This window comes from Paraburkholderia dilworthii (assembly GCF_000472525.1).
In the GTDB taxonomy this organism is placed as follows: domain Bacteria; phylum Pseudomonadota; class Gammaproteobacteria; order Burkholderiales; family Burkholderiaceae; genus Paraburkholderia; species Paraburkholderia dilworthii.
This window is the reverse complement of record NZ_AWZT01000033.1, coordinates 49,323-71,614: the sequence shown is the minus strand read 5'-3', so window position 1 is coordinate 71,614 and position 22,292 is coordinate 49,323. Positions and strand designations below refer to the sequence as shown.

The window sequence follows — 22,292 nt, the reverse complement described above, 5'->3', positions numbered from 1 at the left end:
CTTGCCCAAGTCGGGTCGCCCACACTTGAGCCGCCAACGGTATTTCGTCAGTTGCGGTGGACGCGTTAATGTACGAGCGCCGTAAAGGCGGGCGCTGAAGTACAGGCGTCCGCGCTATGTGCGCGAACGGGACTTCATCCACCAATAACTCTTTCATGGATTGTTTATGCTTATCAAGAACGTGGCAGTCAGCCTACCTTCCAGAATCGTAACCAACGACGAAGTAACCGATATGATCCGTTTCCACTCCACGGGTTATGACGGCGACATCGACAGAGGTATACGTACCATCAAGACGCTGCTCGACAGAAGCGGGCTGGTCAACCGGCGCTGGTGCGACAGTCACGAGTCGCCTATCGATCACGTCGCTATGGCCACTCGCAAGGCTTTATCGGAAACATATCTGAAGCCGGAACATATCGAGCTGTTTATTTATGTCGGGATCGGCAGAGGATTCCTCGAACCCGGCAATAGCCATATGATGGCCAGCACGCTCGGGTTCGTAAATGCCGAATGCTTCGACGTGGTAGACGCCTGCATGAGCTGGACGCGAGCCATGTCGATTATCGACAGTTTGTTCAAGTGCGGTCAGTACAGAAACGCTATGATCGTGAACGCTGAGTTCAATATGCTTGCAGGCGGTCCACTCTATCCGGGGAATTTTGCGTTGAAGAATCAGGCGCAAATCGAATACACGTTGCCATCGTTCACAATCGGCGAGGCCGCAACCGCCACGCTGCTCGTTGCGAAGGAGCCCGATAACTTCAGTTTCGCGTTTCGCGGCAAGCCCGAAGTGTCCGACCTGTGCACGATTCCGATTCCCGGCTACGAAGGATACTGCCACCCGTCGGAGCGAATCGGGAAAAACGGCGACATGCGTTTTACATCGTTTGGCCACGAGCTTCATAAAAATTCCGACGAACTGTCCGCCGTACTGGCTAAACTGCCAATTCCGAAGAAAGATATCGACATTGTCTTTACTCATGCGTCGTCCAAGGCGGCATGGCACGGTTACGGAGAAAAGGCCGGAATCGAGGACAAGATGTATCACATCTATCCGGAGACGGGGAACCTTGTTTCAGCGTCTATTCCTGCCGCTATTGCGATGGCAAAGGACAGTGGGGAACTGAAGCGGGGAGACAGAGTGGTGTGCTGGGTCGGCAGTGCCGGCATGTCATTCAACGTTAGCAGCTTCAGGTTCTGAGGCTGAGCCAATAAAAGTTAAAGAGCGACATGAAAGCCATTTCAGGGGGCATCCGCTATTTCAACCGGGTGGTGTCCGACGCCGCCAAGGTGTCGGACTACAGCGTGCTGGCCGTGGGCTTGATCGGCACGATCGGACATCCGGCGTACTGGTTGTGGTGGACCTTCGTCGATCCTCAACCGAACGAAAACCTGCTGATGCGGGCTTTCGGCACTGCGACCTGTGCATTGCTGCTTTTGCGCCGTTTCTGGCCGGCTTCGGTAGCGCGCTTCCTGCCGTGGTATTACTTCGGAACGGTAGCGTACACGCTACCGTTTTTTTTCACCTACTACCTGCTGGCCGGGCATTTCTCGATGCTCTGGTCTATGGCCGAACTCGGTATGGTTTTCTTCCTGATCGCCATTTTCCCGTCGTTCGTTGCATTGTCGCTGAACCTGGCGCTCGGAATCGGTGCTGCGGTTCTGTGTGCGAAAATCGTTATTCCACAAGCCGTCCACCTGGACGCGCATCTCTTTCTTTTCACCTATCTTCCGGTTTTCACTTTCGGTATTTGCGCTGGCGTCACGTTCTCCTACAGCAATCTGAAAGGAATCGTCGCACAGGCGAGGACCGGAGCGCTTAGGGCGCTTGCGGGCTCGATCGCTCATGAAATGCGCAACCCCTTGAGCCAACTGAAGCACGTTCTCGATCGAGTGGAAGAAGTGTTGCCCGCGGCGATGGATCGCGATTCGTCGCCGGCTGCGTCGCAGAGCCGGACAGCACTGCTCTACCGGCATCTGGCGCACGGCCAGTTATCCATTGAGCGCGGCTTGCGCATCATCGCGATGACGCTGGACGAAGTGAGTGTGAAAGCCATCCGCTCCGATCAATTTGCCTATGTGAGCGCGGCGGCCGCGACTCGGAAAGCGCTGGACGAATATGGCTTCAGCGATCACATCGAGCGCGCGCGCGTGCGACTCGTGGTGTTGGAGGATTTCACTTTCAAGGTCGATGAAACCGTCTATCTGTTCACGCTATTCAATCTGATCAAGAACGCGCTTCATCACATTGCCGCGCATCCGTCGGCAACGCTCACACTCACGGTGGACCGGCAAACGGTGATCGTCCACGATACCGGGCCTGGCATTGCGCCCGAGATTCTGCCGCACCTTTTCGAACCTTTCCGTACTGCGGGCAACTCAGAAGGCACGGGGCTCGGGCTCGCTTACTGTCAACGAGCGATGCGCGCCTTCGGCGGCACCATCCGCTGCCGCTCCGAAGTCGGCCGGTTCACACAGTTCACGCTCGAATTTCCACCCGTCTCGCAAAGCGAGGTCGCGCAACACGAGCAGGACGTTTTTGATCGCGCCGCGCCATTCCTCAGCGGCAAACGGATTCTTGTCGTCGACAACGATGCAGATCAGCGCGCCCGCGTCCAGCAAGCGCTGTTAAAGGCAGGCGCAAACGTCGGCGAGGCAGCGGACGGCGAGGCGGCGCTAACCGCACTTCGCGAGCCGCAGCCGTGGGATCTCGTGCTGATGGACATCAACATGCCGGTTCTCGACGGCTACCCAACGACCGAACGAATTCGCGCGGATCATCGCAGCCCGAACTGCAACGTGATTATCGTCGCCTATACCGCGGAGCCCGGCAATGTGGCGCGCGTGCTTGCGCGTCGCGCCGGAATGGATGATTTCGTCAGCAAATCCGCGAGCATCGTCGAACTGGTTAGCGTTCTGCGCAAGCTCTTCGAGAACGGCAATCGGCATGGTGCGAGCGTGCGGTTCGATGGCTTTGCCGGCAAGACGATCCTGTTGGCGGACGACGACACATACAGCAGACTGGTCGCCAAAGGTTATCTGGAGAGATTCGGTGCAACGGTCGTAGAAGCCGAGCATGGACCGGCCGTGCTGGTCCGCTTGCAGGAAGACGCCCGCATAGACGCCATCGTGATGGATATGAACATGCCGGGAATGGGCGGCGTAGAGACCACCGCGCTGATTCGTGCCCGCCCGGACGCCTACGCGAGTTTGCCGATCATCGCGTTGACCGGTCAGGCCGACATCGAGGCCGTAGAAACGTGTCTCGCGGCCGGTATGAACGAGGTAATGACGAAGCCCGCGCAGATCGGCGCGCTCTATGCGGCACTGGCGCGACAGTTCGCCCAGCATCGAAACAACAATGCGCCAGCAGTCGCGGCGTCGTTGCGGGGCAACGCGTCGCCGGGCAACGCGCCCGCTACTATCCACGAAGGTCCGCTGCTTGACGAGAAACGTTTGCAGGAACTGGTTGCGCTGGATTTGCTCGATCAGACCTTCCTGAATGGGATCGAGCAGATTCGCGCGACGGTGGATCATCTCGCGACCAGCGTCGCGGCGCGTGAGTTCGACTCGGCACGCGAAGCCTTGCACATGCTCCTCGGCGTGAGCGGCAATATCGGCGCGCACGCATTGCATCAATTCGTGCGCCAGATCTATCCGCGCGTGGTCGAAGGCGAATGGCCCGCCGAAGCCGACTGGCTCGCGCGAATCTGCTCGTTGAGCGAACGCTCGGCACCAGCATTGCAGACGTATTTCGCATCTGCGAAGGCGCCCGACGATCATCGCAAGACGCTGAGCGATTGACGGCCCCGTGCACGTCATCGTCGCTTCGCGCTCGCGCGATCAGCCAGCCGCGGCCGCCCACGCTTGAGCGTCTGCACCGGCCGGAATGCGCATCGGGGCCGATGGATCCGTTGCGGCGCGCCACACTGCCTGCGCGACGTCATCCGCGTGGGTGACCGGCGAAGACGCATCCATCAGCCCGGCAAAGACCTTATTGCCGAGATCAACGTATGCCTCATGCTCAAAACCATGCATGTGGCTACGCGCGTTCTCAGCAAAGCGAGTATCGGGCGCACGGCCCGGCAACACGAGCCGCGCGCGCACGCCGAACTGCTCGATCTCCAGCGCCAGCGATTCGGTAAAGGCATTCACTGCCGCCTTGCTTGCACGATATGCGGCGAGCAGCGGCAGCGCTCTCAGCGTCACACTCGAGGTAACGTTCACGACCACGCCGGCCCTGCGTTCCCGGAACTGCGGCAGCACAGCCTGCGTGAGCGCGATCGTCCCGAAGGTGTTGGTCTCGAACACCTCGCGCACCGTCGAAGGCGGCGTCAACTCAGCCGGAGATGCCGCGCCGACACCTGCATTGTTCACGAGGACGTCGATCGGTCCCGCAGCCTCGACGGCCTTGCGGATGCTCTCCGGGTCCGTGACGTCGAGCGCCAGTATGCGCAGGCGCTCTGAAGACGGCAGCACGTCGGCGCGCGGCGTGCGCATGGTCGCGACAACGTTCCAGTCATGAGCGAGAAAGTAGCGAGCGATTTCGAGGCCGAAGCCGGAAGAGCAGCCAGTGATAAGCACGGTTTGCATGAGAACTCCTGTGAGAAAGTTTTTGCAGCTGCCCGTACGATAGATTGCCGCATCCGTACTCGCTACAATCAAAGGTCCGAATTTCATTTGCCAGAGTCCGACGATGATCGATCCGCTAGCCGAAGTCGTCACCCTATTGCAGCCGAATGCGCAGTTCTCGAAGCTGGTTCTCGGCGCAAGCCCCTGGCGCATCAGTCGGTCGGACGCGGGGCAGCCGTTCTATTGCGTGATGCTCGAGGGCGGGTGCCGCATTGCGATAGGCGGGCACGAGCCGATCGAACTCATGTCGGGCGACTTCGTGCTGATCCCCGCGGCCTACGGAATCGCAATATCGAGCCTCGAGCCCCCACCGCCCGGCATCGAGACGACCGTGCCGGTCGCGCTCGGACATGGCGAGTTCAGAATTGGCGCGCCGGGCAACCGCATCGACGCCCGAATGATGGGCGGCCATTGCACCTTCGGTTCGCCGGATGCGTCGCTGCTGGTTTCGCTGCTGCCGCAATTCGTGCATGTGCGCGGCGAACAGCGGCTTGCCACGCTGGTTGAACTCGTCCGCGAAGAATCGCGCGCACAGCGGCCCGCGCGCGAAGTCGTGCTCTCGCGACTGCTCGAAGTGTTGTTGATCGAAGCGTTGCGCGCGACCGCTGGGACGAACGCGTCACCGGGTCTCGTGTGCGGGCTCTCGGACTCCCGCCTCGCTGCCGCGATCCGCGGCATGCATCAGCGCCCGACACATGCGTGGACCGTCGCCGAACTCGCGAAAGAGGCAGCGCTCTCGCGTTCGACGTTCTTCGAACGCTTCAGCCACGCGGTTGGCGTAGCGCCGATGCAATACCTGCTCACCTGGCGCATGGCACTCGCCAAAGACATGCTGCGACGAAACGCGGGGCGTATCGCGGAGATTGCGGAGCGCGTCGGCTACAGTTCCGCGAGCACATTTAGCGTTGCCTTCACGCGGCATGTCGGCCGGCCGCCTACCCAATACGCACGCGAGGAGCAGGCGGCTGTCAATGGCGCGTAGGCCGACCTGTCCAGACGCGACCGGGATTGTCTCCAGGTCCATGTTGAGAATGAGTACCCTTGACAAGCCTGCGCTCGTCCTCTAGTTTACAGGACATTACCATCCATTATACTGGAATATGGACGTTCATCAGATCATCGCGCGGCGCATTCGCGAACTGCGCGACGCGAAAACCTGGTCGCTCGACGCGCTCGCCGAACGCAGTTCGGTAAGCCGCTCCAACATCTCGCTTATCGAGCGCGGACAAAGTAGTCCAACCGCGGTCGTGCTCGACAAACTCGCCACCGCGCTGGGCGTTTCGCTGGCGTCCCTATTCGAGCATCCGGACGCTTCGGCCACCGAGCTTTCGCCGCATTCGTCGTTAAGTGATCAGCCCGTATGGACAGACCCGGTGTCGGGGTACATCCGGCGCAATGTGTCGCCGCCCGCCCGGTCGCCCATCCAGTTGGTGGAGGTCGATTTTCCGCGAGGCAAGGAGGTCAGTTATGACACGAGCGCCCGCGACGCCGACATCCATCAGCAGATATGGCTAATCGACGGCTCAATGGAAATAACGGTCGGTAGCCGGCAATGGAAGCTCGAAACGGGCGACTGTCTCACCATGAAGCTCGACAGCCCCATTCGTTTCCGTAACACCTCGCGCCGGCGAGCGCGCTATCTCGTAGCACTGTGCAGTTTGCCCCTCGACTCGCGGAGCCCAAGATGACTGGAACGATAGACGTTCGACGCATCGGCGCCGAGGAAGCAATGAGCTACGTCGACTCGCTCGCCGATCTGCTGATCGACTGTGTGGAGGGAGGTGCGTCTGTCAGCTTCATGTTGCCAATTTCGAAAGAAACTGCCTTGCGATTCTGGGAGCAGGTCGCCAACGGCGTGGTGCGCAACGAGCGAATACTGCTTGTTGCTGAATCTCCGGAAGGCAGGCTCGTCGGCACCGTGCAACTGATCACTGCATTGCCCGAAAACCAGCCTCATCGCGCAGACGTCGCGAAGATGCTCGTATGCCGTGCAGCAAGGCGTCAAGGCATTGCCGCGCGACTGATGGCTGCCATCGAGAAGGAAGCCCGGCGTGCCGGCAAATCCGTGCTCGTGCTCGACACTGTCACCGGCGGAGACGCCGGGAGACTTTACGAACGCGCAGGTTGGCAACGTGTGGGAGACGTGCCGAACTATGCGTTGATGCCTGACGGCAGCCTTTGCGGTACGACCTTTTTCCATAAGCAACTGCCGTAGGCGCTCGGTCCGATGCACAAGCTGCGCCGGACACGCTCACTCAGCAAAAAGATCGGGACCGACGTTCCCAAGCGATCACGCGATGTTATGGATGGCGGTCGCCACCGGCATCTTCCTCGTGTGGAAGCGGGTCGGCCTACTGGCGCTTGCGTACACCGTCATTTTGATTTGCCTTCCGCGCGCCTATCTCGGCTTCCACTATCCGACCGACCTGCTGGTGGGCGCCGCTGTCGGAATCGCCATTACCTGGCTGATGACACGCGAGGCCATTCGGGCACGCTACGCGGCGCCACTGTTGCGATGGATTGAACGCTACCCGGGACCGTCCGCGACGCTGGCCTTCGTTCTCTGCCTCGAACTCGTCACCCAGTTCGGCGAACTGCGCAAGCTCGCCAGCAGCGTGTTCAAAAACCTTTGACGTACGTGCGCGCGCTTCAACTGCCGATGGAAACGTAGAGAAGCACCATCGGCGCTTTCGATCCACCCGGCGTCGGCGCACGCAGCGGCACGCCGTAGGTGCAGCGAAAATCGACGAAGCGCGACCATTGAAAACGCACGCCCGCGCCGATGCTGACAAGCGACCCGTTACCGATCTCCGCAGGCTGATCGATACGGTTCCAAACATGTCCCGCGTCGACGAACACAAAGGGCTGTGCAGCCGCGCTGCTCGTGCCGAACGGCAGCGCCGGTGCGCGCAATTCCGTCTGCACGTTCCAGCCGCGATCGCCTAGCACGACATACGGCTCATAGCCTCGCACGCTCGACTCTCCGCCAAGGCCCATTTCCTCGCTCGGCAACAACGTATTCGGTGTCCACTGGAATGCGCCTCGCCCGGTCAATACGAATCCGCCGCCGAGCGCGAACGCACGTTGCGCGGCGAGTTGCAGATAGGCATAGCGGGCGGTCGCGCCGTGCCGCGCGGCAGCGAAAGCCATATCGTTGTTGGAACCGTCCAGGCCGCCCGGACTTGCCGCGAAGGTCGCGGATACGTGCCCTGCTCCAGCATCGGCTGGCTTGCTGAAGTCGTACGTCAGCAGGAACTGGTGCACGTGTGTATTCGAATTGAACACCTGAAAGCCGCCGAATTCCAGATCGTTATTGCTACGCTTGAAGTCGTAGCCGAACTGCACGAGTTGCACTGCATCCGTTGTCGCCGGCAAGCGCCAGTCGTAGCGGAAACTGAGCTGCGCCGAAATGCCCGTTTGCCCATAACTGTCCGGCAGGCGCGGTGTGCTTTGCGCATAGACGCCGAACAGTTCGATGCTGTCGCGCCACGGCAGCGGCGCGATATAACTCAGTGCGTGAGCCGCGAAACGCGCGCGATTCGCGCGCCCTTCAATGTCCGGATTGCCACTGAAAAAATCGTTGCTGGCCGTGAATTGATACGCGATGTGCTGGTCGAGCCCAAACAGATTGCCATAGTCGATGCCCGCAAAAAAACGATCGCGGCCGAGGTCGCGTACGCCCGCGTTGTCGTATCCGGCGTTCACACGCAATGGCAGCCGGTCCTCGGTCTGCAAGATGACGTCGGTCGAATTCGCCGCGTCTCCTGGCGCAAAGACCGCGTCCACGCGTCGATATGGATTCGCATTGAGTACGGCCAGACCCAGCGACACGTCCGATTGCAATATCGGCTCGCCCACTTCGAGCGGCATTTCGCGCTTCAGCAGCGCGTCGGAAAAGTAGCGGTTGCCGCTCGTGCGCAGTTGTCCCAGGCGAAATTCAGCCACCGCGATACGCACGACGCCCGAGCTCACGTCCTGCTCGGGCACGTAGACATCCACGAGCGGCTGGCCGGCGGCACGATAACGCTCGACCACCGCGCGGCGGATTTCCGCAAGGCGGCCAAACGTTAGAGGCTTGCCGAGATCGGCGTCGAAGGTGTGGAGAAAAGCCGGGTCCAGTACGGGCAGAGCGTCGGCGGCGACGCCTGGTCGCGCGCGTGGTGCCGGCGCGCTTGCGCTTGCGCTTGCACCCGCACTCGCACTCGCACTCGCGCTTGCCGGTTCGAACACCAGACCTTCCAGCGTCGCCACGGCGACCTGCGCGGAATTCGCTTCGGACTGCGCCGACGGTTGCGAAGGCGCGCTGCGCGGCGTGGGCGGTGCGGGCTGCGGAGCGACGTCGCGCCAGGCTTGTGCGAACACCGCAGAAGAGTAAAAAGCTGCGACCATGCATGACGCCAGCAGCGCCCAACGCGCGCGCGACATTCGCGGAGGTTCATCCGCGAATGAAGTGCGCCGCTCAGTGCGCCGCTCAGTGCGCAAGCTGCGAGCGCAACACAGGATGCGTCGCGCCGGACGGCATCGCCCACACGCCGGTCGGCCCGAAGTCATAGCCCGCGAAGCTCGCGGGATCGCTCATTTGTGCGGTAGTGAGGCCGTTCGACGGCGGCAGGCTGCCACCGCTCACGGCCTGCCCTGTCGTCTCCTTGTTCCAGTAGACGTCCGGTGCGAGCGTGCCCGACCCGAACGCAATCACGCCATGTGTCGGCATGCTTCGCGTTTGCACCGCGCCCGTCGCGAACGACTGCGTGACGGTTCCATCGTTGATACCCACAAGCCCGCCGCCATACCCCGTCGAATAAATCGGACTGACGCTGCCGGTCGCATACGACTCTACGATCGAACCCAGGTTGTAGCCGACGAGCCCACCGTTCGTGCCCGAGCCCGAGATCGCGGCGCTACTCCACGACCGTTCGACGGTGCCGTCGTTACGACCCACAAGACCGCCGAACGGGGTGCCGTCCTGGAAGAACTCCGCGGCCACGCCGGTCGAGTGCGCGTTCGCGATGACGCCTTCATTCACGCCTGCGAGAAGGCCGCTGCCGATGTTGCTGGTGTTCACCGAGCTGTCTTCCACGCCGACATCGCGCAGCACGCCGGCTTGCCCGACGACGCCAAAGAGTCCCGACGAATGATCCTTGGTGAAGTCGCTGATCACGAACTTCGCATTGCGCACGTTGTGCCACATGCCGTCGAACTGGCCGGTGAAGGGCGTCGTTTGGTCGCCGATAGGCGCCAACGTATAGCCTGTAGCGTCGATGTCGGTGCCGAGCGCATAGTTGCCCGCGAGGTCCTGCGAAATGTTTTGCAGGTCGGTCACGTTGTTGATCTGCTTGTAGGCGGTGATCTGCGTGATCTGACCGCTGCCGGCCGCGGCAGTCCATGCCGGATTGCCTAGCAACGTGCCGGCGCTGTATGTGCCGTTCATGTCGTACAGCGCATTCACGAGGCCCGTGCTGCGCGACCAGTCGATCACGCCGCGATTCGCGACGCCGCCGCCGTTGTCGATGCTCGCGGCATCGGCGCGTAACGTGAGACTGCCGCCACCCTGATTGCCGATGGTTGCACCTTGCGCAACCGTCACGTTGCGATACGCCGCAAGCGTCAACGACGCGTTGCCCTGCCAGCCGATTGCCGAGTTAACGTCGAGGTCGCCGGTGCTGCCGTTCGCGCCGGTCGTCTGTATGTTGACCGAGGTGCCGGTGCCGAGGCTCCCGGAGAGCGCGAGCGCCGCATTGTCGCCGATGGTGAATGCAGGTGTCGCGATGTTCCATTGATTGGCCCGCACCGTCGTGCCGCCGGCGGGAAACGCCAGCGTGTCCGCGCTCATGTCGACGGTGCCGCCGGCCGCCTCGATCTGGCCACCCGGCTGCAACATGCCATGTCCCGCAACGAGCCACACGTGTCCGTCGCGCGTGGCCGTGGCGGTCGCGCGGATCGCTTCGTGGTTGCCGGCGAGCGCGTAGATGTTCCCGTCGACGGATTGCAGGCTGATCTGCGCCGCCTGGATCAAGCCGCGATTCACGATGGTGCCGCCCGCGCCCTGCTGGCCCGGCTGCACGAACACCTGTCTGCCCGACGACGAATCCTGCAGCAACACCTGCTGGGCGACCGCGAGTTCGACGGTGCCGTTCGGCGCGCTAATGGTGCCGGCGTTGTCCACCTGTTGCCGCGCGATGAGGAACACGTCGCCGGTGCCCGATGCAATCGTGCCCATGTTGATGATGCTCGCACCCGAATTGCCCGAGAGCGTCAACGGTTGCCCGTTCATGAAAGCGCTGGTGTCGACGGCGTCGAGCGTCGACGCGACGAAGCGTCCGTTCGTCGAGATGACGCCCCTCGGTCCCACGACAATGCCTTGCGGATTGATCAGGTAGACGCTGCCGCTTGCCGTCAGCGTACCGAGAATGGCCGACGGCGAGCCGCCGGTGACACGGTTGAGCGTCGCGCCGTTACCGTTGGCGAACACCACATGGTTGCCGTTGCCGATTGAAAAGCTGTTCCAGTCGACGACGCCGCGCCCCGAGCCCTGATTTACCGTCAACGTCGTGCCGTTGCCGCTGATCGAGCCGTTTCCGCCGACGAAGCGTCCGCCTGCGGGCAGCGCGCCCGCGGCGCGCGCATCGACTGAAGCGACGCAGCACAACAGAGCCGCGGTAAGCGGCAGAAGCGTCATGCTCGCCCCCCGCCGACGTAATTTTCCCTGCTCATACGATGCCGGCGGAAGCTTGTTCATCACGTCTCCTATCCCCCACAATGGGCGTCGCATTCTTCGATGCGATGCGGTTATGGCGCGTCAGTCGTGCTGCACGCACGCCCGTATTATTGCAGCCCGTTTCAGGAGCACAATGAGCAGAGATGAGCGGGATATCCACGTATTGTGCCGAAACGTCTGCGGAATTGGCCACCGCGTGAGTGGCGCGGCGCCTTGTTTCGCTTACGACCCGAGCAGAGGTCCTCCTGGAAGCAGTACGAACAGTGCGATTGATAACGCAATGAGCAACAACGATATTGCCGATCAGGTTCCGGCGCTTGTGTGGACGGCGGAAGCGCGCGGAATCGTCACGTATACCAACGTCGCGTGCCGCAATTACCTCGGCAATCCCTTTGCGCCCAACACGACGCTGCACTGGGACCAGTTCGTCTTCGAATGCGACGTCAAGAATGTGCTCGACGCATGGCGCAGCGCGCTCACCGCCGGCGAAAGCGCGAAGGTCAATGCGCGCCTGAAACGTTTTGACGGCACATACCGCTGGCACAAATTGCGCATACAGCCGACCTTCGACGACGCGCGCGTCGTCTGCGGCGCATGCGGCATCGCAATGGACATCGACGACTTCGTGAAGGCCGGCGAAACCTACGAGATCGGCGAACGGCGGCTGCGCTTCGCGCTCGATGCGGCGCGCGTCGGCGCATGGGAATGGGACATGGGCAGCCGCACCGCGCGGATCAGTGCTCAACTCGCGCAGATTTACGGCCTCGATCCGCAGCAGGCCGAAGTGCCGCTGCAATGGTTGTTCGACAGAATCCCCGAAAGCCACCGCGCCTGGTTCGCGCGCGAGCTAACCGGCCGCTTGCACGAATGCGTGCCGTTCGAACTGGACTTTCCTATCGAGCTCGGCAACGGTCAGCGCTTGTGGCTTCGAACCCGTGGCGAAACCGACTGCGGAAGCGGCTCGGAAATCGAACGCGTCTACGGCGTGACGTACGACATTACCGAACAGCACGACGCGCAAACCGAACGCGAACGCAGCGAACAGCGCTATCGCGCGCTCGTCGAAGTCAGTTCGGAACTGACGTGGATAGCAGACGCCGCGGGTCACACGAACCAGTTAGGAAACTGGCAGTCTTTCGCTCCGCAGGACCGCCTCAACGCAGGCTGCGAATGGCTCGACCTCGTTCATCCAGACGACCAGGAAAGCGCACACGAAAAGTGGTCGCAGATAATCAAGGCAGAGACGCCGGGCTCGATGACTTTCCGGCTGCGCAGGCGCGACGGCAGCTGGCGGACTATGGTCGCGCGAGCCGCGCCTTTGCGCGACGACGACGGCACATTGCGCGAATGGTTCTGCATGGCGACGGACGTCACGGATGAGCGGGCCGCCGCGGCCGCGCTCGAAGAACGCAATTTGCGGCTACAGGTGGCCATGCGCGCCGCCAGAATGACCATCGGTTATCTGTCGCTCGATTCGTGGACGGTCTGCTGGGACAGCGTCGATACCGTGCCCGGTGTGCAAGCCGCGCCGACCGCGCTCACGTACGACGCGGCGCTTCATCGCGTGCACGCGGAAGACCGCGCGTCGGTGGACGCAGCGATGCGCCGCGTCGCGCTCACGGGCGAATTCGACAAGCCGCTGGAATTTCGCATCGTGCTGGGTAACAGGGAAAGCTGGCTGCAAAGCCAGGCTGTGTTGCAGCGCGACGCCGACGGCAGGCCGTGGCGCGTAATTGCAAGCGCGGTGGATGTCACGCAGCGCAAGACGCTGGAACTCGCATTGCGCGAAACCGACCGCCGCAAGGACGAATTCCTCGCGATGCTCGCGCACGAACTGCGCAACCCGCTCGCGCCGATGCGCAATGCCATTACCTTACTGCGCCGCGAGAAAGAAGCCGGCATGAAGGCCGGCGAACTGGTCGGCATGCTGAGCCGGCAGGTCGATCACATGGCGCAACTCGTCGACGATCTGCTCGAAGTGTCGCGGATCACCCACGGCCGCATCGTGCTTCGACGCGAGCCGCTTCTGCTCGGCACCGCGATTTACGGCGCGCTCGAAACGGTATCGTCGATGGCGAGCTCGCGCGGCCAGCATCTCACTGTGCGGCTGCCGCCCACGCCCGTCTGGCTGCACGCGGACCCGCTGCGCCTGTCGCAGATTCTCGTCAACGTGCTGAACAACGCGTGCAAGTACACGGACCCCGGCGGCAACGTGTGCGTGACCGCGCTCGCCGACGAGCGCTTCGCGACCGTCACCATCGAAGACAACGGCAGCGGCATCTCGCCCGATCTTCTGCCGCATATCTTCGATCTGTTCGCACAGGGCGAGCGCACGCTCGACCGGGCGCATGGCGGCCTCGGCATTGGCTTGTCGCTCGTGAAGAAGCTCGTTGAATTGCACGGCGGCTCGATCGACATCGCGAGTCCCGGACCCGGCCGCGGCGCGACAGTGTCGATCAGGCTGCCGCTCTCTCACGCACCCGAAATTGTCGCGCCGTTGCACGAAGAGCCGTCGGACGCGGGACAGTCGCACGCTGAGCGCGCTTCGCTGCATGTGCTGATCGTCGACGACAATAAGGACGCCGCCGACTCGCTCGCGCTGCTTTGCGAAAGCGAGGGCTATTGCGTCAACGTTGCATACTGCGCCGACGACGCGCTCGCGAAAGCCGAGGCCCAACCCGTCGATGCGGCACTGCTCGACATCGGCCTGCCCGATACGGACGGCTACGAGCTTGCCAGGCTGATTCGCCTGAAGGGCGAGGTGCGGCCGGTATTGATCGCGGTAACGGGTTACGGCCAGGCGGACGATCATTTGCGCGTGCAGGCCGCGGGTTTCGACCATCATCTCGTCAAGCCGGTGGACATCGAATACCTGATGTCGCTGCTCGCGGAACTGTCGCCGGCCGCCGCGTCGCCGCAGGGGGAATGAAGTGCGAAGGCGCTCGACGTCTTTCATGCCGAAGCATTGGCAATGACGCGTGCCGCTGTCAGTGCAAGTACAGGTAGGCGGCGATGTCTCTCGCCTGATTCGCAATCAGCCCGAGGTCCGGCATGGCCGTGCGCGGACTGAACTCTTACGGATGCATCAGCCAGCGCTGCAGATGGCCGGCAGATCCGCTCGCTCCAGAACGCGGGCTAACCGGCGCGATGTCAGCCACGCGAGGCTTCTTCGGACTGCTTTTCGAAGTGCTGCGGGCCTGGCGTCCTGTTCTCCTCCCTGTCGAGAAGAATGTTTTGAGTTGCTGTCGACGCCTGTTGAAGACGGGCAATCCGCTGCCGTACTTTCTCGATGTTTTCTTTTTCGTCTGTAGGGATGAACCGCAATTGCTGCTTGGCGAGAATCAGCTCTTCATCGAGCCGGCGGACGGCGGACCACAGCGCTTCTTCCGTGCTTTCGCTCTGCCTGTGATTGAGCGACGCAGCGGAGAATGCGTGGCCCGTATGGCAGCGGTAGCGCAGCGGCTGGCCTTCGCCGACGCGCCACACGACACCGCCGCATTCGGGGCACGTCAGACTGCTGTGTTGACCCAGTTGCTCCAGATCCTTGACGGAAGAGCGCCCCGTTCGCGCGATCCGCGTCTCGATTTCGGCCTGCTTGCGAACACTCATCTCGACCTCCTTCGGCACACCGGTGATCGTCAGCGCATTGACAATAGCGCCGCCGATTTCGCTGACGGGCGCCACCACGTCCGCGACAACTGCCGGCAATGCACTTCTCGGCATGCCGGACGCGACGCAGTCGGCGGGATCCTGCACGATAGAGTAGCCGCCGCACGCGTGAACCGCGCGCAGACCGGCGGCGCCGTCGTCGAGATGACCGGTCAGCACCACGCCGATTACGCGTCGCCCGTAAAAGACGGCGGCGGAGCGAAACAGCGGGTCGGCGGCAGGCCGCGCAAAGTTTTCCCTGGGACCGCGCGACAAGCGCAAGCGGTCGTCGTGCACTAGCATATGGCGGTCCGGCGGGGCGACATAGACGACCGAACGGCGCAACGGCTCGCCGTCATGCGCATGCGCCACCGGCAGTCGGGAAACGTATCCCAGCAAATCCGGCAGCACGCTCGGAAACGCGCCCGTGTGCATGGCGATCAGGATGGTGCCTGGAAAGTCGCCCGGCAGAGCACCGAGTAGCGTCCTCAAAGCGGCCAGTCCGCCGGCGGATGCGGCGACAACAACGATATCCCTGGTGTGATCCATAGCAGGTTCCTTGACGACATACGCTCATTCCAGCAATCCGTGCGCCGCAACGATTCCGCCGAGCTTGTACATCCGCCAACGGAGCCGCGCACGGCGGTCGTGTCGCCGCCGCTGCGCGCGATTACGGTAACCCGGTTGAAAGCGCTCTCCCGTACGCGCCGATTCGTTTGCCCCGCCGGCAAAACGAACGAACGCGCAATTCCGGTCAGTATTTTTGGCAACGCAACGGTCTGACAAACACGCTGCCCGCGCTGCTTCGGCAACTCGCGCGATGAAACGCCGACGGCGCGAGCCGGTCAAAACCCACGTTCATCTGTGCATTGCGCCAAGGGGGTTTATGACTCACAAGAGGCTCCGGTCGCGCAGCACCTGGCGCTTTCTGCTCGCGCTCGCGGTGAGCGGAGCGGCCATGTGGCTCGCTAATCCTGCGTGCGCCGTCTACGCCATCGCGCAATATGGCGAGCCCAAGTACCCCGCGGATTTCAAACACTTCGACTACGTCAACCCTGACGCGCCGCGCGACGGCACGCTTGTCCTCGCCAACCCGAACCGCCTGACTAGCTTCGACAAATTCAATCCATTCACGCTACGCGGCAATCCCGCGCCCGGACTCGGGCTGATGTTCGAAAGCCTGACGACCGGCAGTTCCGACGAAGTCGCGAGCGCGTATTGCCTGCTCGCCGACGACATCGATGTAGCACCAGATGGCCTCTCGACAACCTTCCACATCAATCCGAAAGCGCGCTTTTCGAATGGCGACGCGGTCACGGCCGAGGACGTCAAGTTCTCGCTCGACACGTTGAAGAGTCCGCAGGCCCTGCCGCAGTTCTCGGTGTACTTCGGGCAGATTGCGCGAGCGGTGGTCGTCGACCGGCTCACGATCCGTTTCGAGTACAAGGTGGCGACGCGGGAAATGCCGCTGCTCGCGGGCGGCATGCCGGTGTTTTCCCGCAAGTGGGGCATGAGGCCGGACGGCACGCGCATTCCGTTCGACCAGCTCGCGTTCGAGAAACCGATCGCGAGCGGCGACTATCTGATCGACAAATACGACAACGGGCGAACCATCAGCTATAAACGCAACCCGAACTACTGGGGCGCGTCGCTGCCCGTGCGCGTCGGCACGCATAACTTCGCGCGCATCGACTACAAGCTGTATGCGGACGCGGTTGCGCGGCTGGAAGCGTTCAAGGCGGGGGAGTACGACGTACTCGTCGAGAACGTCGCGCATAGCTGGGTGCGGCGCGATATCGGCAAGCGCTTCGACAACGGCGAGCTGATCAAGCGCGAGTTTCCTCACCACAACGGCGCGGGAATGCAAGGCTTCTTCATCAACTTGCGGCGGCCGATTTTCCGCGACGTGCGGGTACGTCAGGCCCTCGATCTCGCGCTCGACTTCGAGTGGCTCAACCGCCAGCTTTTTTTCAATCAGTACAAGCGCACCGACAGCTTCTTCTCGAACACCGACTTGCAGGCGAAGGGCAAGCCGGGCGAAGGGGAACTAGCGATTCTGGAACCCCTGCGCGGACAGCTAGACCCAGCGGTGTTCGGCGAAATGCCGCGACAGCCCGACACCGATCCGCCCGGTTCGCTGCGCGCCGATCTGATCAAGGCGCGCGAACTGCTCGCGCAGGCGGGCTGGACTTATCGCGACGGCGCGCTGCGCAACGCGAACGGCCAGCCGTTCGTCTTCGAGCTTCTCGACGATTCGGGTGGCGGCACGTCAATGGAGGCGGTCGCTGCCGCGTTTGGCCGCAATCTGCAGAAAGTTGGCATTACGATGAAATTCCGCACCGCCGATTTCGCTCTCGTTCAAAAGCGTCTCGACGCGTTCGACTTCGACATGACGACCGTGCGTTTGCCGGATGTGCAGGTGCCGGGCACTGAACAGCTTTCGCGTTTCGGCAGCAGCTACGCCGATCAGCAGGGCTCCGATAATCTCGTCGGCGTAAAGTCGCCGGCTATCGACGCCATCCTGCGACGGGTCATATCGGCCCAAACGCGCGAGCAGCTGACTGACGCGACACGCGCGCTCGACCGCGTATTGATGAACGGCTATTTCGTGATTCCGCACTGGTATTCCGCGAGTCACCGCATCGCATACCGCAGCGACCTTGGATATCCGGCGACGCTGCCGCTCTATTTCGCCGCCGACGAATGGGTGCTGTCGACATGGTGGAAGAAGCCTTCGGCAGCATCCAGATAGACGACTACACCGCGTAGTCGTTGTACTGCTTTCTGATTGCTGGATGGGGCATCCATCCATTGATGCATGCCCCCGGAATGCGCGATCGTTTCCTTAGCGGTCCAACTGCTGGATGCCCGCCAGGCGCCATGCGTTGTCGCCTTGCGCGCCCCGCACAATGTTCCATACCTCCTGGAACGGCTGAGCAGCCGGTGCGCCGTCTTCCCTCATCTGGCCGTAAAAGCGCACGCTGACCAGCGTTTCATCCGCGCTGCTTTCCACGCCGAGCACTTCCGCATTGAGTTGTGCCACCTCTGTACGATTCGGCTCGCTGCCGCGGCTTTCCAGATCACGCTTGATTTGCGCGAACATCTCCGGCGTGGTCAGTTCGAACAGGTCGCCTTGCTCGTTGCGGTCCCACGCGCCTTGAAGACGCATGAACATGTTTTTCGCCAAAGCCACCAACTCCGCCTGATCGAGCCCGAGCGGTTGCACCGGCATCTTTGCCGCGCCCGCTGCTCCGGCTGCGTTCGTCGCGGCACGCTGCATGCCGAAAAAGTTCGTATCCTGCCGCGCAGGATCGGTCCGGTTGTGAAGCGGCGAGCCGTTGGTCTGTGACCGGTTCGCGGCGCCGTGTCCATAAGCCAGATCCGGGCGACGCCGATTGGCGATGAACCGGAACAGCATCACGCCGGCAACGACCACGAGACCGATCAGCAGCACGTTCGACAGCATTTGCGCGAGCCCTGCGCCGAGGCCAAGCGACGACAGCAGCGCGGCGATACCAAAGCCGGCGGCGAGGCCAGCCAGCGGACCCAACCAGCGGTTGCGCGCCGGCGTGGCGGCCGGCGCCTGCGCGGCCTGCTGCGTCGGCTGGGCCTGCTGGCTTCGTTGTGCCGGGCCCGACGGCGACGCCATCTGCGACTGGCGCCCGATGTTTTGACTCCCGCCGACGCGCTTCGCTTGCGCGTCATTGGCTGCGAGCGCGCCCAGCGCGAGCACGCCCGCGAGACCGAGCGCTACGGTGCCTCGCGTCAACTTGCTGGCGACACGCCGCAAGTGATCGATGGTTTGCATATACATATAAAACCTCTCTTGATGTGTCTGGGGCCGCCCGCACCGCACGTCATTCTTCGCGCGACTACCTTACGGACGGTAATGTTTTTCGATCGTTAAACTTGCCACCGGCCAGCCTGCGCTCCGCTGTGCGCGACCTGCGAACTATTGCCGTGGATGTAGTGCTCCAGTTGCCGGATCGTGTGTTCCTGCTCCGACATCTGGTTCTTGATGAGGTCGCCAATCGACACCATTCCGGTCACCTGCCCCGCCGCGATCACGGGCAGATAACGTATCCGGTGCTCCGTCATGAGCGCCATGCATTCCTCCGTCGTCTGCTCCGGACTGACGTAGCGCACCGCTGTCGACATGATGTCGCGCACCGGCGTATTGCGCGATGAACGGTCCATCAGAACGATCTTGCGCGCGTAATCGCGCTCCGTGACGATGCCGGCGATGCGGCCTTCGTGCGCCACGATGAGCGCGCCAACCTGCCGGTGAGCCATGATCGCGATCGCGTCATACACCGACGCGGAAGCCGGTATCGACCACACGGTCCGGGACTCTTTCGAACGCAGAAACTGTGCAACGGATGCCATATGTCACCTCTGTCAACTCTCATTAGCCGCCCGCTGACGCCTCGGGGCGAGCCTTGAATCTAACCGAACGCGAGACAACGGAAAATTCGTATTTTTGTTGCCCATCCTTCGAAAAAACCGTAACGTTGGCTGATCGACGGAGGACGCGTGAACTTCAAGCATCTGTATTACTTCTGGGTTGCGGCACACGCGGGCGGCATCGTCCGCGCGGGCGAGCAGTTGCACATCACACCGCAAACACTGAGCGGGCAGATCAAGCTGCTCGAGGAAGCGCTGGACAAAAAGCTGTTCAAGAAGAGCGGACGCACGCTCGAACTCACCGACGCCGGCCGGCTGGCGCTCGACTACGCCGACGAAATATTCTCGCTAGGCTCGGAACTGGAAAGCGCGGTGCGCCGCGAACAGGAGGTCGGCACGCAATCGCGGTTTCGCGTCGGCATCGCGGACTCGGTGCCGAAGGCGATCGCCTACCGGCTGCTGGAACCTGCGCTGAGCGCACCGGCTTCGCTGCGCGTGATCTGCCACGAAGGCAAGCTGCACGCGCTGCTCGGTCAACTGGCCGTGCACCGCCTGGACCTGATCATCGCGGACGCCCCCATTCCCGCCGACGTCAATATCAAGGCGTTCAATCACCGGCTAGGCCGTTCGACGCTAAGCTGCTTCGGCGCCGAAGCGCTGCTTCAGGGCGTCCGCAAACGCTTTCCCATGTCGCTCGGCCAGTTGCCGCTGCTCTTGCCCGGCACCGAATCGGCGGTGCGCCGCAAGCTGGATCACTGGCTCGCGTCGCGCGCGATCTCACCGCGCATCGTCGGCGAGTTCGACGATGGCGCGATGGCGATGGCATTCGGCCGCGAAGGCCGTGGCTTGCTGTTCGCGCCCACGGTGCTGGAGAACCAGTTGCAGGCCGAACATAAACTCACGACCGTCGGGCAGATCAACACCATCGTCGAGGAGTTCTTTGCGATCTCGATCGAACGCCGCATCAGCCATCCGGCAGTTGCGATGATCATCGACGCGGCGCGCAGCGAACTGTTCAATGCGTAGCGCCGCGTGCTGTTCGAGCCGTGGATCATCGTGCTCAACTATCTGATTTGTTTGCTGTCCGGCGACGGACTCAACCGTCGACCAAGGGATAAAGAATCCGCTTCGACAGCCGTTATGCGAACTATGGCGCTGCCTGACTAGTGCCTCCTCTTTCGCGCTCAACGTACCGTCGAATCCGATAATGAACCGTCTGACATTGAAACAGAAGTTATGGGTGCCCCTGCTGCTTTGCTGGGCAGCGCTGCTGATCGTGACCGTAGTGAACGCGTTCGAAGCACGTAGCGCTCAGATGGACGCACGGCGCTCGGCTCTGGCCGACGTCACCGACATGGCGGCGTCGATCGTTGCCGACTACGCGAAACAGGCGGACGCCGGCAAGCTTTCCGTCGACGAAGCCAGGCAGCAGGCCATCGCCCGCGTCAATGCACAGCGCTATGGCACTTCGGGCTACGTGACGATCGTGCGCAGCGACTCGGTGATGGTGGCCCACCCGATGAGCCCGCAACTCAACGGCAAGGACATGAGCGGCTTTCGCGACGCGAAAGGCAATGCGCTCTACCACGACATTGCCGCGGCGGGGGGCTCGCCAACCGGCTCCGGCTATCTGCGTTACTGGTGGCCGAAGCCCGGCGAGACCACGCCCAGCGAAAAAATCGGCTACGTAAAGCGCTTCGCGCCGTGGAACTGGGATTTCATCGCCGGCGCCTACATGGACGACATCCAGGCCCAGTTCTACGCGACACTATTGCGTTCTGGCGGCATGCTGCTGGTGCTGGGTGTGCTCGTGTCGTTCGTTGCGTCTCGCGTGGTGCGCAACGTGTCGCGTTCGATCGGCGGCGAACCGTCCACAGCGGCCGAAATCGCCATGCGCATTGCTCGCGGCGATCTTGCAACGCCGATCGACTTACGGCGCGACGACAGTTCGAGCCTGCTGTTCTCGCTGCGCGAAATGCGTGATCAGCTAGCGGCCACCGTCGCACGGATCAAGAGTTCGGCCGAAACGATCACGGTGGCCTCGAAGGAAATCGCCGCGGGCAACCTGGACCTGTCGAGCCGTACCGAGGAACAGGCGGCGTCGTTGCAGCAAACCGCCGCCAGCATGGACGAACTCACCAAGACCGTCACTCAGAACGCCGAGAACGCCGCAACCGCGTCCGACCTGGCGAACGACGCATCGAGCATTGCCGCGCGCGGCGGCGAGGTCGTCAACGACGTGGTCGAAAAGATGGCCGGCATCACGGACAGTTCACGCAAGATCGGCGAGATCATCAGCGTGATCGAAGGCATTGCGTTCCAGACGAACATTCTGGCGCTCAACGCCGCCGTGGAAGCGGCGCGCGCCGGCGAGGAAGGGCGCGGCTTCGCAGTCGTCGCGGGTGAGGTCCGCAACCTCGCGCAGCGCAGCGCGACGGCCGCCAAAGAGATCAAGGTGCTGATCGACCAGTCCGTCGAGCAGGTCGGCGAAGGTTCGACGCTGGCCGGAAAGGCCGGCAGTACGATTGGCGAAGTGGTCGACGCGGTGCGCCGCGTCACGGCGATCATGAACGAAATCGCGGCGGCGTCGAACCAGCAGAGCAGCGGCATCGGCGAAGTGAATTTGGCGATTCGCCAGATGGACGACGTCACGCAGCGCAATGCCGCGCTCGTCGAGCAGGCTGCGGCCGCGGCAGGCTCACTGGATGAGCAGACCGAACAGTTGCGCGAGGCTGTCGCAGTGTTCAAGGTGGGGCAACACGCCTGACGGAGACGTCGCGTTTAGACGGTCGGCGCGTTGCGTTTGCGCATGGCGAGCTACACCGCGCGCGATTCCGCATTCGGGCAACGACTTGCGTTAGCCCCGCGCAGCGCGGTCCGTGCACAGCAC

At 62.5% G+C, this 22,292-nt stretch carries 16 protein-coding genes; 10 read left to right on the top strand and 6 right to left on the bottom strand.

Annotated features, from left to right (window positions below; genetic code table 11):
• Positions 1-166 precede the first annotated feature (166 nt).
• Positions 167-1,204: a 3-oxoacyl-[acyl-carrier-protein] synthase III C-terminal domain-containing protein gene (locus F759_RS0124565; RefSeq protein WP_027802201.1), complete on the top strand. Its 1,038-nt coding sequence runs from the start codon at positions 167-169 to the stop codon at positions 1,202-1,204.
• A gap of 29 nt (positions 1,205-1,233) precedes the next feature.
• Entirely contained in the window at positions 1,234-3,807 is a 2,574-nt protein-coding gene (locus F759_RS0124560; protein ID WP_027802200.1) for an ATP-binding response regulator, read from the top strand.
• 39 nt (positions 3,808-3,846) lie between these two features.
• On the opposite strand, the gene F759_RS0124555 is transcribed toward F759_RS0124560, so the two are convergent.
• On the bottom strand, positions 3,847-4,596 hold the full coding sequence (locus F759_RS0124555) for an SDR family oxidoreductase (protein WP_027802199.1): 750 nt from the start codon (positions 4,594-4,596) through the stop codon (positions 3,847-3,849).
• Between the two features lie 103 nt (positions 4,597-4,699).
• On the opposite strand from F759_RS0124555, the gene F759_RS0124550 reads away from it, so the two are divergent.
• From F759_RS0124550 to F759_RS38455, 4 genes are all read left to right on the top strand, one after another.
• Positions 4,700-5,617, top strand: a complete 918-nt coding sequence (locus F759_RS0124550; protein ID WP_027802198.1) for an AraC family transcriptional regulator — start codon at positions 4,700-4,702, stop codon at positions 5,615-5,617.
• A 118-nt stretch (positions 5,618-5,735) separates the two neighbouring features.
• On the top strand, positions 5,736-6,323 hold the full coding sequence (locus F759_RS0124545; protein WP_027802197.1) for a helix-turn-helix domain-containing protein: 588 nt from the start codon (positions 5,736-5,738) through the stop codon (positions 6,321-6,323).
• Positions 6,320-6,850, top strand: a complete 531-nt coding sequence (locus F759_RS0124540) for a GNAT family N-acetyltransferase (RefSeq protein ID WP_027802196.1) — start codon at positions 6,320-6,322, stop codon at positions 6,848-6,850. The genes F759_RS0124545 and F759_RS0124540 overlap by 4 nt, the downstream gene beginning before the upstream one ends.
• A complete protein-coding gene (locus F759_RS38455) occupies positions 6,801-7,268 on the top strand; it encodes a phosphatase PAP2 family protein (RefSeq protein WP_322787110.1) in 468 nt (155 codons plus the stop codon). Before F759_RS0124540 ends, F759_RS38455 begins: the two co-directional genes overlap by 50 nt.
• A gap of 16 nt (positions 7,269-7,284) precedes the next feature.
• Here the strand turns inward: F759_RS38455 and F759_RS0124530 are convergent, their stop codons facing one another.
• Together F759_RS0124530 and F759_RS0124525 are read right to left on the bottom strand one after the other, a co-directional pair.
• A complete protein-coding gene (locus tag F759_RS0124530; RefSeq protein ID WP_244438902.1) occupies positions 7,285-9,024 on the bottom strand; it encodes a ShlB/FhaC/HecB family hemolysin secretion/activation protein in 1,740 nt (579 codons plus the stop codon).
• A gap of 82 nt (positions 9,025-9,106) precedes the next feature.
• Entirely contained in the window at positions 9,107-11,371 is a 2,265-nt protein-coding gene (locus tag F759_RS0124525; RefSeq protein ID WP_027802194.1) for a two-partner secretion domain-containing protein, read from the bottom strand.
• A 259-nt stretch (positions 11,372-11,630) separates the two neighbouring features.
• Between F759_RS0124525 and F759_RS0124520 the strand changes: the two genes are divergently transcribed.
• Positions 11,631-14,279 carry a hybrid sensor histidine kinase/response regulator gene (locus F759_RS0124520; RefSeq protein ID WP_027802193.1) on the top strand — a complete coding sequence of 883 codons (2,649 nt, stop codon included), beginning with the start codon at positions 11,631-11,633 and terminating at the stop codon, positions 14,277-14,279.
• A 221-nt stretch (positions 14,280-14,500) separates the two neighbouring features.
• Here the strand turns inward: F759_RS0124520 and F759_RS38450 are convergent, their stop codons facing one another.
• Positions 14,501-15,547, bottom strand: a complete 1,047-nt coding sequence (locus F759_RS38450) for a chemotaxis protein CheB (protein ID WP_051377436.1) — start codon at positions 15,545-15,547, stop codon at positions 14,501-14,503.
• Between the two features lie 337 nt (positions 15,548-15,884).
• Here F759_RS38450 and F759_RS0124505 point away from each other — a divergent pair, with 337 nt between their 5' ends.
• On the top strand, positions 15,885-17,750 hold the full coding sequence (locus tag F759_RS0124505; RefSeq protein WP_036025143.1) for an extracellular solute-binding protein: 1,866 nt from the start codon (positions 15,885-15,887) through the stop codon (positions 17,748-17,750).
• 93 nt (positions 17,751-17,843) lie between these two features.
• On the opposite strand, the gene F759_RS0124500 is transcribed toward F759_RS0124505, so the two are convergent.
• Together F759_RS0124500 and F759_RS0124495 are read right to left on the bottom strand one after the other, a co-directional pair.
• Positions 17,844-18,812: a Tim44 domain-containing protein gene (locus F759_RS0124500; RefSeq protein ID WP_027802190.1), complete on the bottom strand. Its 969-nt coding sequence runs from the start codon at positions 18,810-18,812 to the stop codon at positions 17,844-17,846.
• 89 nt (positions 18,813-18,901) lie between these two features.
• Positions 18,902-19,384 carry a CBS domain-containing protein gene (locus F759_RS0124495; protein WP_027802189.1) on the bottom strand — a complete coding sequence of 161 codons (483 nt, stop codon included), beginning with the start codon at positions 19,382-19,384 and terminating at the stop codon, positions 18,902-18,904.
• Positions 19,385-19,531: 147 nt separating this feature from the next.
• Between F759_RS0124495 and nhaR the strand changes: the two genes are divergently transcribed.
• A complete protein-coding gene (nhaR, locus tag F759_RS0124490) occupies positions 19,532-20,428 on the top strand; it encodes a transcriptional activator NhaR (protein WP_027802188.1) in 897 nt (298 codons plus the stop codon).
• Positions 20,429-20,609: 181 nt separating this feature from the next.
• Positions 20,610-22,169, top strand: a complete 1,560-nt coding sequence (locus tag F759_RS0124485; protein ID WP_027802187.1) for a methyl-accepting chemotaxis protein — start codon at positions 20,610-20,612, stop codon at positions 22,167-22,169.
• Positions 22,170-22,292 lie beyond the last annotated feature (123 nt).